The sequence below is a fragment of the Scandinavium hiltneri genome (genome assembly GCF_024764835.1).
In the GTDB taxonomy this organism is placed as follows: domain Bacteria; phylum Pseudomonadota; class Gammaproteobacteria; order Enterobacterales; family Enterobacteriaceae; genus Scandinavium; species Scandinavium hiltneri.
This window is the reverse complement of the sequence record NZ_JALIGE010000070.1, coordinates 141804-159238: the sequence shown is the minus strand read 5'-3', so window position 1 is coordinate 159238 and position 17435 is coordinate 141804. Positions and strand designations below refer to the sequence as shown.

The following is a 17435-nucleotide window of genomic DNA, read 5'->3' as shown; positions in this document are numbered from 1 at the left end:
ATAGAAAACCAAGCCTGAGTATAGCCTGGTTTGTCTTGAGTTGCTGTGGTTTTATACAGGTGTTACTGCCCGTAATACGCCTTCGCACCGTGCTTGCGCAGGTAGTGTTTATCCAGCAACGTTTGCTGCATATCTGGAAGCTGTGGCGCTAGCTGGCGACAGAAAATCCCCATATAAGCGACTTCCTCAAGCACGATGGCGTTGTGTACGGCATCCTCCGCCGTTTTTCCCCAGGCAAACGGGCCGTGAGAATGGACCAGCACGCCGGGCATTTGTGCGGCATCGATCCCCTGTTTTTCGAAGGTTTCGACGATTACGTTACCCGTTTCCCATTCGTACTGACCGTTAATTTCGCCGTCAGTCATTTTGCGCGTGCAGGGAATTGCGCCGTAGAAATAGTCCGCGTGGGTGGTGCCCGTCGCCGGGATCGACTGACCCGACTGCGCCCAGATAGTGGCGTGGCGTGAATGGGTGTGAACAATGCCGCCGATGGTCGGAAACGCCTGGTACAACAGGCGGTGCGTCGGCGTGTCCGATGACGGTTTTTTATGACCTTCGACCACTTCGCCTGTCGCGAGACTCACGACCACCATATCGTCTGCGGTCATCTGGCTGTAATCGACGCCCGAAGGTTTAATGACGAACACGCCTTTTTCGCGGTCAACTGCGCTGACGTTGCCCCAGGTCAGGGTAACCAGATTGTGTTGCGGGAGCTGGAGATTGGCGTCCAGCACCTGCTGTTTTAACTGCTCTAACATAGTGAACTCCTTGCCCGATGGCGTGTTGTTTACCGGGCCTACACGCGCGTAGGCCCGGTAAACGGAGTGCCACCGGGCATCGTCTTAGCGTTTTGAACCGTAATAGACTTCGTTCCAGCGCAGCGCGTCTTTGAAGGCTGGCAGTCGGGTGTCGTTGTCGATAACGGTCAGCTCGATGTTGTGCAGCTCGGCAAACTGGCGCATGTCGTCCAGGGTTAGCGCATGGCTGAACACGGTGTGGTGCGCGCCGCCTGCCACGATCCACGCCTCGGACGCGGTCTGCAGATCCGGATGTGCTTTCCACAGCGCATTCGCTACCGGCAGTTTCGGCAGGTTTTGCGGGGTCTGGACCGTTTCAATGGTGTTAACCAGCAGGCGGAAACGATCGCCCAGATCGATAAGACTAGCGACCAGCGCCGGGCCGGTTTTGGTATCGAAGATCAAACGTGCCGGATCGGCTTTACCACCGATGCCCAGATGCTGTACGTCGAGGATCGGTTTCTCGGCGGTGGCGATCGTCGGGCACACTTCCAGCATGTGCGAGCCCAGCACCAGATCGTTGCCGTTGTCGAAGTGGTAGGTGTAATCCTCCATAAAGGAGGTGCCGCCATTCAGGCCGGTCGACATCACTTTCATGATGCGAAGCAGCGCCGCGGTTTTCCAGTCACCTTCGCCAGCAAAGCCGTAACCCTGCTGCATCAGACGCTGTACCGCCAAGCCTGGCAGCTGTTTCAGGCCATGCAAATCTTCAAACGTGGTGGTGAACGCGTGGAAGCCGCCCTGTTCGAGGAAGCGCTTCATCCCGAGTTCAATTCGCGCGGCATCCAGCACGTTCTGGCGTTTATCACCGTGAACCTGTGCCGCCGCCGTCAGGCGATAGCTGCTTTCGTATTCGTCGACCAGCGCGCTGATATCGCCGTCGCTGATTTCATTGACAACCTGCACTAAATCGCCCACGGCCCAGGTATTGACTGAGAAGCCGAATTTAATCTGCGCGGCGACTTTATCGCCGTCAGTCACGGCTACTTCGCGCATGTTGTCGCCGAAACGCACCACTTTCAGCTGGCGAGTATCCTGTTTTGATACCGCCTGACGCATCCACGACCCGATGCGGTGATGCGCCTGTTTGTCCTGCCAGTGGCCGGTCACGACGCCGTGTTGCTGACGCATACGCGCGCCGATGAAACCGAACTCGCGGCCGCCGTGCGCGGTCTGGTTGAGGTTCATAAAGTCCATATCGATGCTGTCCCACGGCAGGGCAGCGTTGAACTGGGTATGGAACTGCAGCAACGGTTTGTTGAGGATGGTCAGGCCGTTGATCCACATTTTGGCCGGAGAGAAGGTGTGCAGCCACACCACCATACCGGCGCATTTATCGTCGTAGTTGGCATCACGACAGATAGCGGAAATTTCATCCGGCGTGGTGCCAAGCGGTTTGAGCACCAGCTTGCAAGGCAGTTTGGCTTCGGCATTCAGCGCATTGACCACATGTTCCGCATGCTGCGTCACCTGGCGTAGCGTCTCAGCGCCGTACAGGTGCTGGCTGCCAATCACAAACCACACTTCGTAGTTGTTAAAGATTGAGTTGTTAAAAATCGTCATCTTCATTTCCTTAATGAGTCATTGCTGCCTGTACCACCGGCTTGCTTTCCGTCGGGGCCGCAGAAGGGAGATAGTGTTGTTCGGCGCTTTTCGCCCATTGCTGGTAGCGCTGATAAAGCTGTTCGAAGCGCTGGGCTTGAGCAGGGCGAGGCTCGAGCGTGTGCTCGACGCGACTGGCCATTTGCTGCTGCGCGTGTGGAATATCGGTGTAAACGTCTGCGGCCACGGCGGCAAAAATGGCGGCTCCCAGCGCACAGCACTGGTCAGAGGCGACGATTTGCAGTGGTCGATTGAGCACGTCGCAGCAGGCCTGCATGATCTCAACGTTTTTACGGGCGATACCGCCCAGTGCCATCACGTTGTTCACCGGGATGCCCTGAGAGGTGAAGCACTCCATAATGGCGCGCGCACCAAAGGCGGTGGCAGCGACCAGGCCGCCGAACAGGGCCGGAGCGTCCGTCGCCAGGTTCAGGTCGGTAATGACGCCTTTCAGACGCTGATTCGCATTCGGCGTGCGTCGGCCGTTAAACCAGTCGAGGACTACCGGCAGATGTTCGAGAGAAGGTTTTTGCGCCCAGGCGGCGGTCAGCGCAGGCAGAAGCTGTTTCTGACTGGTTTTGATTTGTTCTTTCAGTTCAGGATGCTGGGCGGCGAGCTGCTCCAGCGGCCAGCCGAGAATGCGGCCAAACCAGGCGTAGATATCGCCAAAGGCAGACTGCCCGGCTTCCATCCCGATGAAGTCTGGTGTCACGCTGCCGTCCACCTGACCGCAGATACCCTGCACGGTGCGGTCACCGACGCTGGATTTGTCGGCGATCAGAATGTCGCAGGTTGAGGTGCCAATGACTTTGACCAGCGTATTCGGCTGCGCACCGGCACCCACGGCACCCATGTGGCAGTCAAACGCGCCGCCGGAAATGACCACGCCTTCCGCTAAACCCAGGCGCTGTGCCCAGTCGGTGCTGAGCGTGCCGACCGGAACATCGGCAGTCCAGGTGTCGGTAAATAGCGGGTAATCGAGATGCTGATTGAGCAGCGGATCGAGCGCATCAAAGAAGCTGGCAGGCGGCAGGCCGTTCCAGCTTTCATGCCACAGGGATTTGTGTCCGGCGCTACAACGCCCGCGACGAATATCCTGCGGACGGGTGGTGCCGGAGAGCAGTGCCGGCACCCAATCGCACAGTTCAATCCAGGAGGTGGCTGCCTGCGCCACGCTGCTGTCGGCGCGAGTCACATGCAGGATTTTTGCCCAGAACCATTCGCTGGAGTATATCCCGCCGATGTAGCGCGAGTAATCAACGTTACCCGGCTGATGGCACAGGCGGGTGATGGCTTCGGCTTCTTCGACGGCGGTGTGATCTTTCCACAGCACAAACATGGCATTTGGGTTGTCGGAGAACTCAGGGCGTAGCGCCAGCACGTTGCCATTGGCGTCAATCGGGGCCGGGGTTGAGCCGGTACTGTCTACGCCGATCCCAACGACTTCAGCCCGGCGAGCGCCAAGTTCGTCCAGTACGCTTTTCAGCGCGGTTTCCATCGATTCGATGTAGTCGAGAGGATGATGGCGGAACTGATTATTGGGGGCGTCGCAGTAGCGACCTTCCTGCCAGCGCGGATACCATTCCACGCTGGTGGCGATTTCCTTACCGGTGGCACATTCCACCGCCAGCGCTCGCACTGAATCACTACCAAAGTCGAGGCCAATTGCTATTGCCATCGTGTTGCTCCATGAAGAATGTCAGACATGGTGAAACAGTAGATATCAGGGAAAAAAAACGTCAGGCGGGAACCGCTAATCTTATGGACAATAATGCTGTGCCATCGCAAAGTGTGACGGCGTGCAAATATTCTCGCAGGCCATTTCGCCCTTTTTCGCTTCGCTGGCAATATGGACAATTGATTTCCTGATGAGCATGCTGAGCGAGTATTTTTATGCCTGAACTCCAGAATGACCCGCTGTTACCCGGCTACTCTTTTAACGCCCATTTGGTGGCGGGGCTGACGCCCATTGAGGCCGAAGGCTATCTCGATTTTTTCGTGGACAGGCCGCTCGGCATGAAGGGGTATATCCTCAATCTGACGGTGCGAGGAGAGGGGGTTATCGACAATCAGGGACACCAGTTCGTATGCCGTCCGGGGGATATCATGCTGTTTCCGCCGGGCGAAATTCATCACTACGGCCGCCACCCCGATGCCAGCGAGTGGTATCACCAGTGGGTGTACTTCCGTCCGCGCGCTTACTGGCACGAATGGCTGGCGTGGCCCGCGTTGTTTGCACAGACCGGGTTTTATCGTCCAGACGATGCGCACCAGGCGCAATTTGCCGAACTGTTTGGGCAGATAATTGATGCCGGGCAGGGCGTTGGGCGCTATTCCGAATTACTGGCGATTAATCTGCTGGAACAGCTCCTGCTGCGGCGTATGGAGGCCATCAACGAATCGCTGCATCCGCCGCTGGACCACCGGGTGCGCGACGCTTGCCAGTACATCAGCGATCATCTGACGGACAGTCACTTTGATATTGCCAGCGTCGCGCAGCATGTGTGTCTGTCGCCGTCGCGCCTGTCACACCTGTTTCGCCAGCAACTCGGTGTCAGCGTGCTGAGCTGGCGCGAAGACCAGCGCATCAGCCAGGCCAAGCTGTTGTTGAGCACGACCCGCATGCCCATCGCCAGTGTAGGTCGCAATGTCGGCTTCGAAGATCAGCTCTACTTTTCCCGCGTTTTCAAGAAGTGTACTGGTGCCAGCCCAAGCGAGTTTCGCGCTGGTGTAAACAATGTGTGAAAAAAGTGAACCCCTTTGCGCGAATGCGGGTCATAACCTGTAAACTATTCAGACAATTGACGGCTTGACGAAGTGGGTGCCCCTCGGGAGAATCCCTGCTTCGTTTTCCTACCGGGTACTCTATGCAAGCGTTGCTGGAACATTTCATTACGCAGTCGGTGATGTATTCATTGATTGCGGTCGCGATGGTCGCATTTCTCGAGTCGCTGGCGCTGGTTGGGCTGATCCTGCCAGGCACCATTATGATGTCGGCGCTGGGAGCACTTATCGGCAGCGGCGAAGTGAATTTCTGGCAGGCGTGGCTGGCGGGAATTATCGGCTGTTTGCTCGGGGATTGGATCTCTTTCTGGCTCGGCTGGCGTTTCAAAAAGCCGCTGCACCGCTGGTCGTTCATGAAAAAGAACAAAGCGCTGCTGGATAAAACCGAACACGCGCTGCACCAGCACAGCATGATTACCGTTCTGATTGGTCGCTTTATTGGCCCGACGCGCCCGCTGGTGCCGATGGTTGCCGGGATGCTCGACCTGCCGATAGCCAAATTTATCATTCCCAATATCATCGGCTGCCTGTTCTGGCCGCCGGTCTATTTCCTGCCGGGCATTCTCGCCGGGGCAGCGATCGACATTCCTGCCGATGTGCAGAGCGGGAGCTTCAAGTGGTTGCTGTTACTGGCAGCAGGTTTGCTGTGGCTGACGGCGTGGTTTGGCTGGCGTTTGTGGCGCACGGGTAAATCAGGCAGCGATCGCCTGACGCGCTTTTTGCCGCGCGGCAGGCTGCTATGGCTGACGCCGGTGATGTCGATTTTGACGCTGGTATCGCTGTATGTTCTGTGCAAACACCCGCTGATGCCGGTATATCTCGATATTCTCAGGAAGGTTGTGAGTCGCTAATCCCCAACAAGTGCGATGCGCTGGCTTTGCCGCTGAGTAATTCCTCGGTGGCTCCGTCCCAGGCAATTCGCCCATCGGCTACTACCAGCGAACGCGGGGCGATACGCGCCGCGTCCTCCACGCTGTGTGACACCATCAACAGCGTCAACTGTTGGCGGCGGCAGACGTCGCTGACTAACTGCAGCATCTCCTGACGCAGCGCCGGATCGAGCGCTGAAAACGGTTCATCCAGCAATAACACCGGCTGCTCACGCACCAGACAGCGGGCCAACGCCGCACGCTGACGTTGACCGCCTGACAACTCGCCCGGCAGCCTTTCCAGCAGTGACTCAATTCCCATCTGACTGGCGATCACGTCCAGTTTATGCTGCTGCGCGGCGTTCAGTGTCAGGCCCGGATGCATGCCGAGGCCAATGTTCTGCCGCACCGTCAGGTGGCTGAAAAGATTGTTCTCCTGAAACAGCATCGACACCGGACGTTTTGCGGGCGGCGTGTCGGTATGCGGCTGATTTTCGATAAAAATTGTCCCGCTGGCGGGAGGGATAAACCCGGCAATCAGGTTCAGCAGCGTGCTCTTTCCCGCGCCGCTGGGGCCGAGTACCGCGATGTGCTCGCCCGGTTTGACGCTGAGGGTAAAGCGCATCGGCAGATGCTCGTAAAGCCAGGTGACATCATTCAGTTTTAGCATCACGACCCGGAAGTTTTTCAATAACGGTGAATAACAGGAAACACAGCAGCAGCAGGATAAAGGCGGTCACGGCTCCGTCCTGGCTGCGATAGGCGCCAATCTGCTGATAAAGGTAGAACGGCAGGGTGCGGAAATCCTCGTTGCCAAACAGCGCCACTACGCCAAAATCGCCCATTGACAGTACACAGGCAAACGCCAGAGCCTGTGCCAGCGGCCGCTTCAGCGCGCGCAGCTCCACCACCCGAAAACGGGTAAACCCCTGCATACCGAGCGACTGACACAGCAGGCTGTAGCGGGCGGTTGCATCGCGCATCGGGCTTTCCAGCACCTTTAATGCGTACGGGATGGCCATCAGCGCGTTAGTGAAAATCACAATTCCGTCGGCAGAGCCTGGCAAGCCCACGCTGTTGTTGAGCAGCAAAAAGAAGCCTGTCGCCAGCACGATACCCGGCATGGCGAGGATGAGCATTCCGCTCAGTTCGAGCGCTTGCCCGGCCAGATTTCGCTTTCTGGCGTGCAGTTCGCGACTGCTCCACAGCAGCATCAAGGTCAGCGTAATACATAAAAAACCTGCTGCCACCGCGATGCGTAGTGAAGTCCACACCGCCTGCCAGAGTACCGGCTGCGCCAGCACGTGTGGCAGGCTGAGGTTCAGGCCATCGGCAATCACCGCCATCAGCGGCGGCAGAAGCAGCAACAGGGCGAGGGCGATCAGCGTGACATCCATAACGCGGCTGTGCAGCCTGTCGTCCGGATCGCGCCAGCCCACGTGCTGAGTGTTCCCCGGCATCAGCGATTTGCTCAGGCGTTGGCTGATGAGCATCAACCCCAGACAGCACAGCATCTGGACGATCGCCAGCATCGCCGCGCGGCCCGGGTCATAATCAAAATTGAGCGCCTGATAGATGGCAAGCTCAATGGTGGTGGCCTGCGGACCACCGCCGAGCGACAGCACGGTAGCGAAACTCGCGAAGCACAGCATGAAAATAAGTGCGGCAATCGCCGGAATTTGTCGCCGCATCCACGGCCATTCGACGAAGCGGAAAAAGGTGAAACCACGCATCCCGAGCTGCGCCGCCAACTGGCGTTGCTCACCAGGAATTAGCTCCAGCGCCTGCAACAGCAAACGCGTCGCCATCGGCATATTAAAGAACACATGCGCCAGCAGAATGCCCTGCAAACCGTAAGGCGAGAACGTCCACTCCCAACCGAATAAGTGCCACAACTGGGCCAGCCAGCCCTGTCGCCCGTAAACGCTGAGAATGCCAAATACCGCCACCAATACCGGCAGAATTAAGGTCATTGCGCACAGGCGAAGCAGGATTTGACGGCCCGGGAATCGACGTCGATATAGCGAGCGGGCGAGGAAAATGGCCGGAATAACCGACAGCGTGGCGGAGAGAAACGCCTGCCAGAAGGAGAATCTGACCACGTGCCACAGATAGCTGTCGTGCAGAAAACGGCTCCAGCTTGCTGCCGGAGCGTTAAACCACAAGGCCAGAAACGCGGCCAGCGCGACGGCCACCATTAAGGTCGCAACCGTCACGCCTGGCACCAGCCAGCCGGCGATTACTGGCTGACGGCGCGTTGCCATGCGGCAATCCAGTTCTGACGTTCGGAGGCGACCTGCTGCGGTGTGTATTCCAACGTTGCTTTCGGTTTCACCAGCCCATTAAAGGCATCTGGCAGCGAGACCTGAGTGACCGGATACATCCAGTTTCCGGTCGGGATCGCTTTCTGGAACCCTGGGCTGACCATGAATTTCAGGAATTTTTCCGCCAGCTCTGGTTGTTTACTCGACGCGGTACGCGCGGCGACTTCCACCTGCAAGTAATGGCCTTCGGCAAAATCGGCGGCGGCGTAGTTATCTTTCTTCTCTTCGATGATGTGATACGCCGGAGAGGTGGTGTAGCTCAGCACCAGATCGCTTTCGCCTTTCAGGAACAGGCCGTAAGCCTCGCTCCAGCCTTTGGTGACGGTGACGGTTTTGGCGGCCAGTTTCTGCCACGCTTCAGGGGTTTTGTCGCCGTACACTTTTTGCATCCACAGCAGCAGGCCCAGACCTGGCGTGCTGGTGCGAGGATCTTCATAGATAACGCGCCATTTCTGCGGGCTTTCGACCAGGTCTTTCAGGCTTTTCGGCGGGTTCTTCAGTTTGTTCTTGTCATAAACGAACGCAAAGTAGCCGTAGTCGAACGGGACGAAGGTGTCATTTTTCCATCCGCCTGGTACATTCACGCCGGTGGTCGGCACGCCGCTTTTGGCGAACAGCCCGGTTTGCGTGGCGGCGTCGAGCAGATTGTTGTCGAGTCCCAGAACCACGTCGGCTTTGCTGTTTTTGCCTTCCATGCGCAGACGGTTGAGCAGCGACACGCCGTCTTCCAGCGCCACGTATTTCAGCTCGCAGTTGCAGTCGGCTTCAAAGGCTTTTTTCACCGCAGGCCCTGGCCCCCAGTCGGCGGAGAAAGAATCATAGGTATAAACGGTGAGAACAGGTTTCGCGAAAACGGGCGCGCTCGCCAGGACGAGTAACGGCAGGAATTTTTTAAGCACTTTGCACCTCAAATTAAGGGGTGGCAAAGGATTTTGAGTGAGCCCCAAATCCCTTCGCCGGCGTTATCCGGATCAGGTTCGACGGGTATTATCTCAGCCCATACACTTCATCCTTCAAGCTGCCTCTGCGTTGGCTTCCGCATCTCGAATGATTTTGTATATCAGCACCCCGTTGAGAACGCCGCTATTGTAATGAGTTTGTGACTTTTCAGAAAGCCTTATGGATCAGGCGGGGCAAACCATGCCGATTTAAAGTCAAACCAACCCAGGGTGTTCATGCGCAGGCCACGCATACTTCGCTGCCCTTGAATGCGCAGCCAGTGGTGAATCAGTGGCACCACCGAACGTTGGGTTATCAACTGTTGTGACCAGTTGGCCAGATTTATCTCTCCGGATTGCCAGTCGGCGGCGGCTTGCTGCCAGTCCAGCGGAATACAATGCTGAATTAGCGGCACTTCGAACAGATGGGCAAATAGCGAGAAATCCAGTGGCAGCGTGAAGTTGGCGCTGTTTAGCCACATGTCGCTGTGAATGTCCCCGAGATGCCATTCGTCGTAGTCTATCTCCCGGATCTCGAGCGTTACCTGATGTTCGGCGAGCAGGCGACTCATGATCAGCGCAATGTTTTTGTGTTCCAGATGTTCCCGATAATAGGTCAGCGTCAGCGTTTCCAGCCCGGCGGGCTTGTCGCCCTTGCCCGGACGCGCATGGTGCCAGCGCGGCAACAGGCCGTAAGCCGGGAACCAGTCCCCCTGATACTGCTCGTCGGCGTGGTACAGCAGATTAGCAGGAGAGAGAATTTTGCTGACCCAGCGGCGAACGTCGTCAGATACCCCTTTCTGGCTGCGGGCATCAAACAGCAGGTAATAACAGCCTTCTTCCAGGCGGCTTTCGACCGCTTTTTCACCTTCGGTTGAGCCTTCCAGCGTCAGGCCGCAGGTCACTTCGTCCCCGATTTCCGGCAGTACCCACACATTTACTTCATCTATCAGCGCGCGATAGCCGAAGAAGTCGTCGAAGGCGTTGATTTTGAGTTGGTTCTGGTTGTTGCGCGAAACGGCATAAGGCCCGGTGCCTACCGGCATGCTGGAAAAGTGGTTCATGGTTTCCCATTCGCGCGGCAGGATCATCGCCGGGATATGGCCCAGCAGCCACGGCAGCCAGACATCGGGGCGAGAAAGGTGAATATCCAGTGTCCAGGTGGTGGGCGATTCGATGCGGGTAATGTGGGAATACAGCGGCAGGGGGTTGATTCGCTGTAAGGAGTGAACCACATCGTCCATCTCCAGTTCACGACCGTGATGAAAATGAATGCCTGGACGAAGATAAAAACGCCAGTGCAAAGGGGAAATTTGCTGCCAGTGATGCGCAATATCCGCTTCCAGTTCCCCATTTTCCTCATTTATACGGGTCAATGCGCTGAAAATCTGCCGCGCAATGTGGGTTTCCGAGCGCCGTAGAGGCGTGCCGGGCAGTAAATTACGCATCGGGCGGTAGTAAAGCACCCGCATGATGTGTCGCCCTTGGCGGAAACTGCGGCCCAGATGTGAGACCAGCATTTGGCGCACGGTGGCTTTATCGCCCACCAGTTGCACCAGTTGATCGATTCTGTCCTGCTCAAGTAAGTCCTCCGCCCGCTGCTGCTGTAGTGCCAGCCCGGTATAGAGAAACGTCAGACGGGACCGCTTGCCACGCCCGGCTTCCGCCTGCCAGGTCAGCCAGCCGTTCCCTTCCATTGTATTCAATAACGTCCGCATATGGCGGCGCGAACAGCTGAGCAATTCGGCCAGCTCGTTGAGCGTGGTGTCCTGGGATTTCCCGTCACAGCATTGCCATAAACGGATGAACTGTTGTTGCAGACGACCAGAGGACATAAAAGGGGAACTCCTGACGAAAACCCAGCAATTTATTTATCCTCATATTAAGCCAATAATCACTCCCGATGAAGTGAGGAGATGAATATGAAGAAGCTAACTGCTTGTGAGTTTTATCGACAGTACTTTTCGGCGACGCAGGGAGCGTCATGGCTGGCCCGCCTGGTCGCAGGAACGCGCCTGAAAATGCTGGAAGATTTGTTGCAGTGGGAAGTTACATGCCCGGCTTCGGAACATCATTGACTTGACTTGATCATGTGTGACTGAGTATTGGTATCAGGCGATAGCCTTGAAAGACCCGCCAGCAGAATGCTTCTGCTGGCTTTTTTCGTTTCTCTTTTGCGATTAAGGATGAACCATGCTTTGGCTGATGACGATGGCACGACGACTGAACGGGGTGTATGCCGCGTTTATGCTGGTGGCATTTATGATGGGGATTGCGGGGGCATTACAGATGCCGACGTTAAGCCTGTTTCTCAGCCGCGAAGTGGGTGCGCAGCCGTTCTGGATTGGTCTGTTTTATACCGCCAACGCCATCGTTGGGATCGTCGTGAGTCTGGGGTTGGCGACGCGCTCTGACAACCAGGGCGATCGCCGGAAGCTGATACTGTTCTGCTGCCTGATGGCGGTGGGCAACGCGCTGCTGTTTGCTTTTAATCGTCATTATCTGACGCTTATCACCTGCGGCGTGCTGCTGGCGTCGCTGGCGAATACCGCCATGCCTCAGCTGTTTGCCCTTGCGCGTGAATACGCCGACAGTTCGGCACGCGAAGTCGTGATGTTCAGTTCGGTGATGCGTGCGCAGCTTTCGCTGGCGTGGGTGATTGGGCCGCCGCTGGCCTTTATGCTGGCGCTCAATTACGGCTTCACCGTGATGTTTTCCATTGCCGCCGGGATTTTTGTCCTGAGCCTGGTATTGATTGCGTTTGCGCTGCCGTCGGTGGCGCGCGTTGAACAACCCGTCACGGTGGCGCTGACGCAGGTCAGCGGCTGGGGTGATAAAAACGTGCGTATGCTGTTTGTGGCCTCCACCCTGATGTGGACCTGCAACACCATGTACATCATTGATATGCCGCTGTGGATCAGCAGCGATTTAGGCCTGCCGGATAAGCTCGCGGGTTTTTTGATGGGCACCGCGGCGGCACTTGAGATCCCAGCGATGATCCTTGCTGGCTATTACGTTAAACGCTTTGGGAAACGTCGGATGATGGTGACCGCTGTGGCAGCGGGCGTGCTGTTTTATATCGGACTTATTCTGTTCCACAGCCGCGAGGCGTTGTTGATATTGCAGCTGTTTAACGCGGTGTTCATTGGGATAATCGCCGGGATAGGCATGCTGTGGTTCCAGGATTTGATGCCGGGCAGGGCGGGTTCTGCCACGACGCTTTTCACTAACAGTATTTCTACCGGGGTTATCCTCGCGGGGGTGATGCAGGGCGCGGTGTCGCAAAGCTGGGGGCATCAGTACGTATATTGGGTGATTGCGGCAGTGTCAGTGGTGACGCTGGCGCTGACGTGTCGGGTGAAGGATGTATAGTGTGAGAGTTGCCCGGCAAGGCAGTAACGCCGCCGGGCACCGCATCACGCCATAAACGCAGGCTGTTTGTTCTCGTACTCTGAAATGGACGCTTCATGCTGGAGCGTCAGCCCGATGCTGTCCAGACCGTTCAGCATGCAGTGGCGACGGAAGGCGTCGAGGGTAAAGTGGTAGGTTTTATCTCCCGCTTTGACTTCCAGCGCTTCCAGATCGACTTCAAACGTCATGCCCGGATTTGCCTGAACCTGCTTAAACAAATCATCAACCTGCTCATCGCTCAGGGTCACCGGCAGCAGCTGGTTGTTAAAGCTGTTGCCGTAGAAAATGTCGGCAAAGCTTGGGGCAATCACGACTTTAAAACCGTAATCGGTCAACGCCCATGGAGCGTGTTCACGCGATGAGCCGCAACCGAAGTTTTCACGCGCCAGCAAAATGGATGCGCCTTTAAATTCCGGGAAGTTCAGCACGAATTCCGGGTTTGGCTGCTCGCCTTTGTCATCGAGGAAACGCCAGTCGTTAAACAGATGCGCGCCAAAACCGGTACGGGTGACCTTCTGCAAAAACTGCTTCGGAATGATCGCGTCTGTATCCACGTTAGCCGCATCCAGAGGGACAACCAGGCCGGTGTGTTGGGTAAATTTCTCTGCCATGATGGTGTCCTTATTTCATGCTACGAATGTCGGCGAAATGGCCGGTAACGGCAGCCGCTGCGGCCATTGCCGGGCTAACCAGATGCGTGCGTCCACCGCGGCCCTGACGGCCTTCGAAGTTGCGGTTGCTGGTCGATGCGCAGCGCTCGCCTGGCTCCAGGCGGTCGTTGTTCATCGCCAGGCACATGGAACAGCCCGGTAAACGCCATTCAAAACCGGCTTCGATGAAAATCTTATCCAGACCTTCCGCTTCTGCCTGTGCTTTCACAGGGCCAGAGCCTGGAACAACCAGTGCCTGTACGCCTGGAGCGACTTTACGGCCTTTGGCAATTTCTGCCGCTGCGCGCAAATCTTCGATACGGGAGTTGGTGCAGGAGCCGATAAACACTTTGTCGATAGCGACGTCGGTCAGCGGTACGCCCGGTTTCAGGCCCATATACGCCAGTGCTTTTTCGGCGCTGGCACGCTCAACCGGATCGGCGAAAGATGCGGGATCGGGCACGTTGTCGTTAACGGAAATCACCTGGCCCGGGTTGGTTCCCCAGGTCACCTGCGGCGCAATTTCTTCTGCTTGCAGGGTAACGACGGTGTCGAAAGTTGCGCCTTCGTCGGTATTCAGCGTTTTCCAGTAAGCGACAGCGTCTTCAAAATGCTGCTCTTTCGGCGCGTGCAAACGACCTTTGACGTAATTGAAGGTGGTGTCATCTGGAGCCACCAGGCCCGCTTTGGCACCCATTTCGATGGCCATGTTGCACAGGGTCATACGGCCTTCCATGGTTAACGCCTGAATGGCATCGCCGCAGAATTCCACCACGTGACCAGTACCGCCTGCGCTGCCGGTTTTACCGATAATCGCCAGCACGATGTCTTTGGCGGTAATGCCCGGCGCGGCTTTGCCTTTGACTTCGATTTTCATGGTTTTCGCGCGGCCCTGTTTCAGGGTCTGCGTCGCCAGAACGTGTTCAACTTCTGAGGTGCCGATCCCGAATGCCAGTGCGCCAAATGCGCCGTGGGTCGCGGTATGGGAATCGCCACAAACGATGGTCATGCCCGGCAGGGTGATACCCTGTTCCGGCCCCATCACGTGAACGATGCCCTGATACGGGTGGTTCAGGTCGTACAGCTCAACGCCGAACTCATTACAGTTTTTGATAAGCTCCTGCATCTGGATGCGGGCCATTTCGCCGGACGCGTTGATGTCTTTGGTCTGGGTCGACACGTTGTGATCCATGGTCGCGAAGGTTTTACCCGGCTGACGCACTGGACGATGGTGCGCGCGCAGGCCATCAAACGCCTGCGGGGACGTCACTTCGTGGACCAGATGACGGTCGATGTACAGCAGCGGGGTTTCGTTTGGCGCTTCGTGCACGATGTGCGCATCAAACAATTTTTCATATAACGTCTTCGCCATGATTACACCCCTTCAGCTACATAGCGGGCAATGATATCGCCCATTTCTTCGGTACTGACGGCCGCGTTGCCGCGCGCCAAATCGCCGGTACGCACACCTTGCTCTAACGCGCGGTTGATAGCGCTTTCGATAGCGGTAGCCGCATCGTTTGCATCCAGGCTGTAACGCAACAACAGCGCCAGAGACAGGATTTGTGCAACCGGGTTGGCGATGTTTTTGCCTGCGATATCTGGCGCAGAGCCGCCTGCAGGTTCATACAGACCAAAACTTTGTTCGTTGAGGCTGGCCGACGGCAGCATGCCCATCGAGCCGGTGATCATCGCGCATTCATCAGACAGAATGTCGCCGAACAGGTTGGAGCACAGCAGGACGTCGAACTGAGACGGGTCCTTAATCAGCTGCATGGTGGCGTTGTCGATGTACATGTGCGCCAGCTCAACGTCCGGGTACTCTTTGGCAATTTCGTTGACGATTTCGCGCCATAAAATAGAAGACTGCAGCACGTTCGCTTTATCAATCGAGGTCACTTTGTGACGACGTTTGCGGGCAGATTCAAACGCGATGCGAGCGATACGTTCAATCTCAAAGCGGTGATACACCTCGGTGTCGAACGCTTTCTCATGCTGTCCGCTGCCTTCGCGACCTTTCGGCTGACCGAAATAGATACCGCCAGTCAGTTCACGCACGCACAGAATGTCGAAGCCGTTAGCGGCGATGTCTGCACGCAGCGGGCAAAATTCTTCCAGGCCCTGATACAGCCTGGCCGGGCGCAGGTTAGAGAACAGTTTAAAGTGCTTACGCAGCGGCAGCAGCGCGCCGCGCTCTGGCTGCTCTGCCGGTGGCAGGTGTTCCCATTTCGGGCCACCTACGGAACCGAACAGAATGGCATCAGCCTGCTCGCAGCCTTCAACAGTGGCCTGCGGCAGCGGTTTGCCGTGATTGTCGATGGCGATACCACCCACATCGTGGTGGCTGGTGGTGATGCGCATTTCAAAACGCTGACGAACGGCTTCCAGTACTTTCAGGGCTTGCGCCATCACTTCCGGGCCAATACCGTCACCCGGCAAAACAGCAATATGGTAATTCTTCGACATTACACGGTTTCCTTTTTGTTCTCATTATTCTGCGCTTTGCGCTGCAACTCTTTTTCGACTTCATTGGCGCGCCAGATGCTGTTCAGCACGTGAACCATGGCTTTGGCGGAGGATTCAACGATATCCGTTGCCAGGCCGACACCGTGGAAACGGCGGCCGTTATAGTTAGCAACGATATCCACCTGACCCAGTGCATCTTTGCCGTGACCTTTGGCAGTCAGACCGTATTTGACCAGTTCGATGTCAAACTGGGTGAGGCGATTGATGGCCTGATAAACGGCATCGACCGGGCCGTTGCCGTTCGCGGCTTCAGCTTTCACTTCATCTCCACAGGCCAGTTTGACCGAGGCGGTAGCGATGTCGTTGGAGCCAGACTGCACGCTGAAATAGTCCAGGCGGAAATGCTCAGGTTCTTCCTGCTGCTTATTAATGAAGGCCAGGGCTTCCAGGTCGTAATCGAAAACCTGCCCTTTTTTGTCGGCCAGTTTCAGGAATGCGTCGTACAAATTGTCCAGGCTGTAATCGGATTCTTTGTAGCCCATTTCGTCCATGCGGTGTTTCACTGCCGCGCGGCCAGAGCGTGAGGTCAGGTTCAGCTGCACCTGATTCAGACCGATGGATTCCGGGGTCATGATTTCGTAATTTTCGCGATTCTTCAGCACGCCGTCCTGGTGGATACCGGAGGAGTGGGCGAAAGCGCCGGTGCCGACAATCGCTTTGTTCGCCGGAATGGGCATGTTGCAAATCTGGCTGACAGTCTGGCTGGTGCGCCAGATTTCGTTGTGATTGATTCGGGTCTGCACATTCATGATGTCTTTGCGGACCTTGATAGCCATGATGACTTCTTCCAGCGAGCAGTTACCTGCACGTTCGCCGATGCCGTTCATTGCCCCTTCAACCTGGCGAGCACCGGCGTGAACCGCAGCGATGGCGTTGCCGACAGCCAGGCCCAAATCGTCATGGGTGTGGACGGAGATAATGGCTTTATCAATGTTCGGCACGCGCTCATACAAGCCGGTAATGATGTTGGCGAACTCGAACGGCATGGTATAGCCGACGGTGTCCGGGATGTTGATGGTGCGCGCCCCGGCGTTAATTGCGGCTTCTACGACGCGGGACAAATCGTCAATCGGTGTACGGCCTGCATCTTCACATGAGAACTCCACATCGTCGGTGTAGTTGCGAGCGCGTTTAATCATGTAAATGGAGCGTTCGATGACTTCATCCAGCGTGCTGCGCAGCTTGGTGGCGATATGCATCGGCGAGGTGGCAATAAAAGTATGAATTCGGAACGCTTCCGCGACTTTCAGGGACTCAGCCGCCACATCAATGTCTTTCTCGACGCAGCGAGCTAAACCACACACACGGCTGTTTTTGATGTTGCGCGCGATGGTCTGTACGGATTCAAAGTCGCCCGGGGAAGAGACAGGGAAACCGACTTCCATTACATCTACACCCATGCGCTCAAGGGCCAGAGCGATCTGCAGTTTCTCTTTTACGCTCAGGCTTGCCTGTAACGCCTGTTCACCGTCACGTAAGGTGGTATCGAAGATAACGACTTGTTGGCTCATGTTTTTAGGTCCTTGTCAGTCTT

15 protein-coding genes and 1 riboswitch are annotated in these 17435 nt (G+C 56.6%); of the genes, 4 read left to right on the top strand and 11 right to left on the bottom strand.

Annotated elements, in window-relative coordinates; translation table 11 throughout:
- Positions 1 to 62: 62 nt before the first annotated feature.
- From araD to araB, 3 genes are all read right to left on the bottom strand, one after another.
- Positions 63 to 758, bottom strand: a complete 696-nt coding sequence (araD, locus tag MUU47_RS06590; RefSeq protein ID WP_258987395.1) for an L-ribulose-5-phosphate 4-epimerase — start codon at positions 756 to 758, stop codon at positions 63 to 65.
- A gap of 84 nt (positions 759 to 842) precedes the next feature.
- Positions 843 to 2360 (bottom strand): L-arabinose isomerase, encoded by a 1518-nt coding sequence (gene araA, locus MUU47_RS06585; RefSeq protein ID WP_258987394.1) that lies wholly within the window; start codon positions 2358 to 2360, stop codon positions 843 to 845.
- 10 nt (positions 2361 to 2370) lie between these two features.
- Positions 2371 to 4077 (bottom strand): ribulokinase, encoded by a 1707-nt coding sequence (araB, locus tag MUU47_RS06580; protein ID WP_258987393.1) that lies wholly within the window; start codon positions 4075 to 4077, stop codon positions 2371 to 2373.
- Between the two features lie 215 nt (positions 4078 to 4292).
- Between araB and araC the strand changes: the two genes are divergently transcribed.
- A complete protein-coding gene (gene araC, locus MUU47_RS06575) occupies positions 4293 to 5144 on the top strand; it encodes an arabinose operon transcriptional regulator AraC (RefSeq protein WP_258987392.1) in 852 nt (283 codons plus the stop codon).
- A gap of 122 nt (positions 5145 to 5266) precedes the next feature.
- A complete protein-coding gene (locus tag MUU47_RS06570) occupies positions 5267 to 6034 on the top strand; it encodes a DedA family protein (protein ID WP_258987390.1) in 768 nt (255 codons plus the stop codon).
- On the opposite strand, the gene thiQ is transcribed toward MUU47_RS06570, so the two are convergent.
- The 4 genes from thiQ to sgrR all read right to left on the bottom strand — a co-directional run bounded on the left by thiQ (position 6012) and on the right by sgrR (position 11149).
- Entirely contained in the window at positions 6012 to 6722 is a 711-nt protein-coding gene (thiQ, locus tag MUU47_RS06565; RefSeq protein ID WP_258987388.1) for a thiamine ABC transporter ATP-binding protein ThiQ, read from the bottom strand. The genes MUU47_RS06570 and thiQ overlap by 23 nt on opposite strands.
- Positions 6706 to 8316, bottom strand: a complete 1611-nt coding sequence (thiP, locus tag MUU47_RS06560) for a thiamine/thiamine pyrophosphate ABC transporter permease ThiP (protein ID WP_258987386.1) — start codon at positions 8314 to 8316, stop codon at positions 6706 to 6708. Before thiP ends, thiQ begins: the two co-directional genes overlap by 17 nt.
- Positions 8292 to 9275, bottom strand: a complete 984-nt coding sequence (gene thiB, locus MUU47_RS06555) for a thiamine ABC transporter substrate binding subunit (RefSeq protein WP_258987384.1) — start codon at positions 9273 to 9275, stop codon at positions 8292 to 8294. Before thiB ends, thiP begins: the two co-directional genes overlap by 25 nt.
- Before the next feature lie 31 nt (positions 9276 to 9306).
- Positions 9307 to 9457: riboswitch (TPP riboswitch) on the bottom strand.
- Between the two features lie 36 nt (positions 9458 to 9493).
- On the bottom strand, positions 9494 to 11149 hold the full coding sequence (gene sgrR, locus MUU47_RS06550) for an HTH-type transcriptional regulator SgrR (protein ID WP_258987382.1): 1656 nt from the start codon (positions 11147 to 11149) through the stop codon (positions 9494 to 9496).
- 87 nt (positions 11150 to 11236) lie between these two features.
- Between sgrR and sgrT the strand changes: the two genes are divergently transcribed.
- Complete coding sequence (gene sgrT, locus MUU47_RS06545) at positions 11237 to 11392, top strand: glucose uptake inhibitor SgrT (RefSeq protein WP_258987380.1); 156 nt, start codon at positions 11237 to 11239, stop codon at positions 11390 to 11392.
- Positions 11393 to 11507: 115 nt separating this feature from the next.
- Complete coding sequence (locus MUU47_RS06540) at positions 11508 to 12686, top strand: sugar efflux transporter (protein ID WP_258987379.1); 1179 nt, start codon at positions 11508 to 11510, stop codon at positions 12684 to 12686.
- 44 nt (positions 12687 to 12730) lie between these two features.
- Here MUU47_RS06540 and leuD read toward each other — a convergent pair whose 3' ends face one another.
- From leuD to leuA, 4 genes are read right to left on the bottom strand one after another with little or no spacing between them, the layout of a single operon-like run.
- Positions 12731 to 13336 (bottom strand): 3-isopropylmalate dehydratase small subunit, encoded by a 606-nt coding sequence (leuD, locus tag MUU47_RS06535; protein ID WP_258987378.1) that lies wholly within the window; start codon positions 13334 to 13336, stop codon positions 12731 to 12733.
- Positions 13337 to 13346: 10 nt separating this feature from the next.
- Positions 13347 to 14747, bottom strand: a complete 1401-nt coding sequence (gene leuC / locus MUU47_RS06530; RefSeq protein ID WP_258987377.1) for a 3-isopropylmalate dehydratase large subunit — start codon at positions 14745 to 14747, stop codon at positions 13347 to 13349.
- Between the two features lie 2 nt (positions 14748 to 14749).
- Positions 14750 to 15841 carry a 3-isopropylmalate dehydrogenase gene (leuB, locus tag MUU47_RS06525; RefSeq protein ID WP_258987376.1) on the bottom strand — a complete coding sequence of 364 codons (1092 nt, stop codon included), beginning with the start codon at positions 15839 to 15841 and terminating at the stop codon, positions 14750 to 14752.
- Positions 15841 to 17412: a 2-isopropylmalate synthase gene (leuA, locus tag MUU47_RS06520; RefSeq protein ID WP_159771118.1), complete on the bottom strand. Its 1572-nt coding sequence runs from the start codon at positions 17410 to 17412 to the stop codon at positions 15841 to 15843. Before leuA ends, leuB begins: the two co-directional genes overlap by 1 nt.
- Positions 17413 to 17435 lie beyond the last annotated feature (23 nt).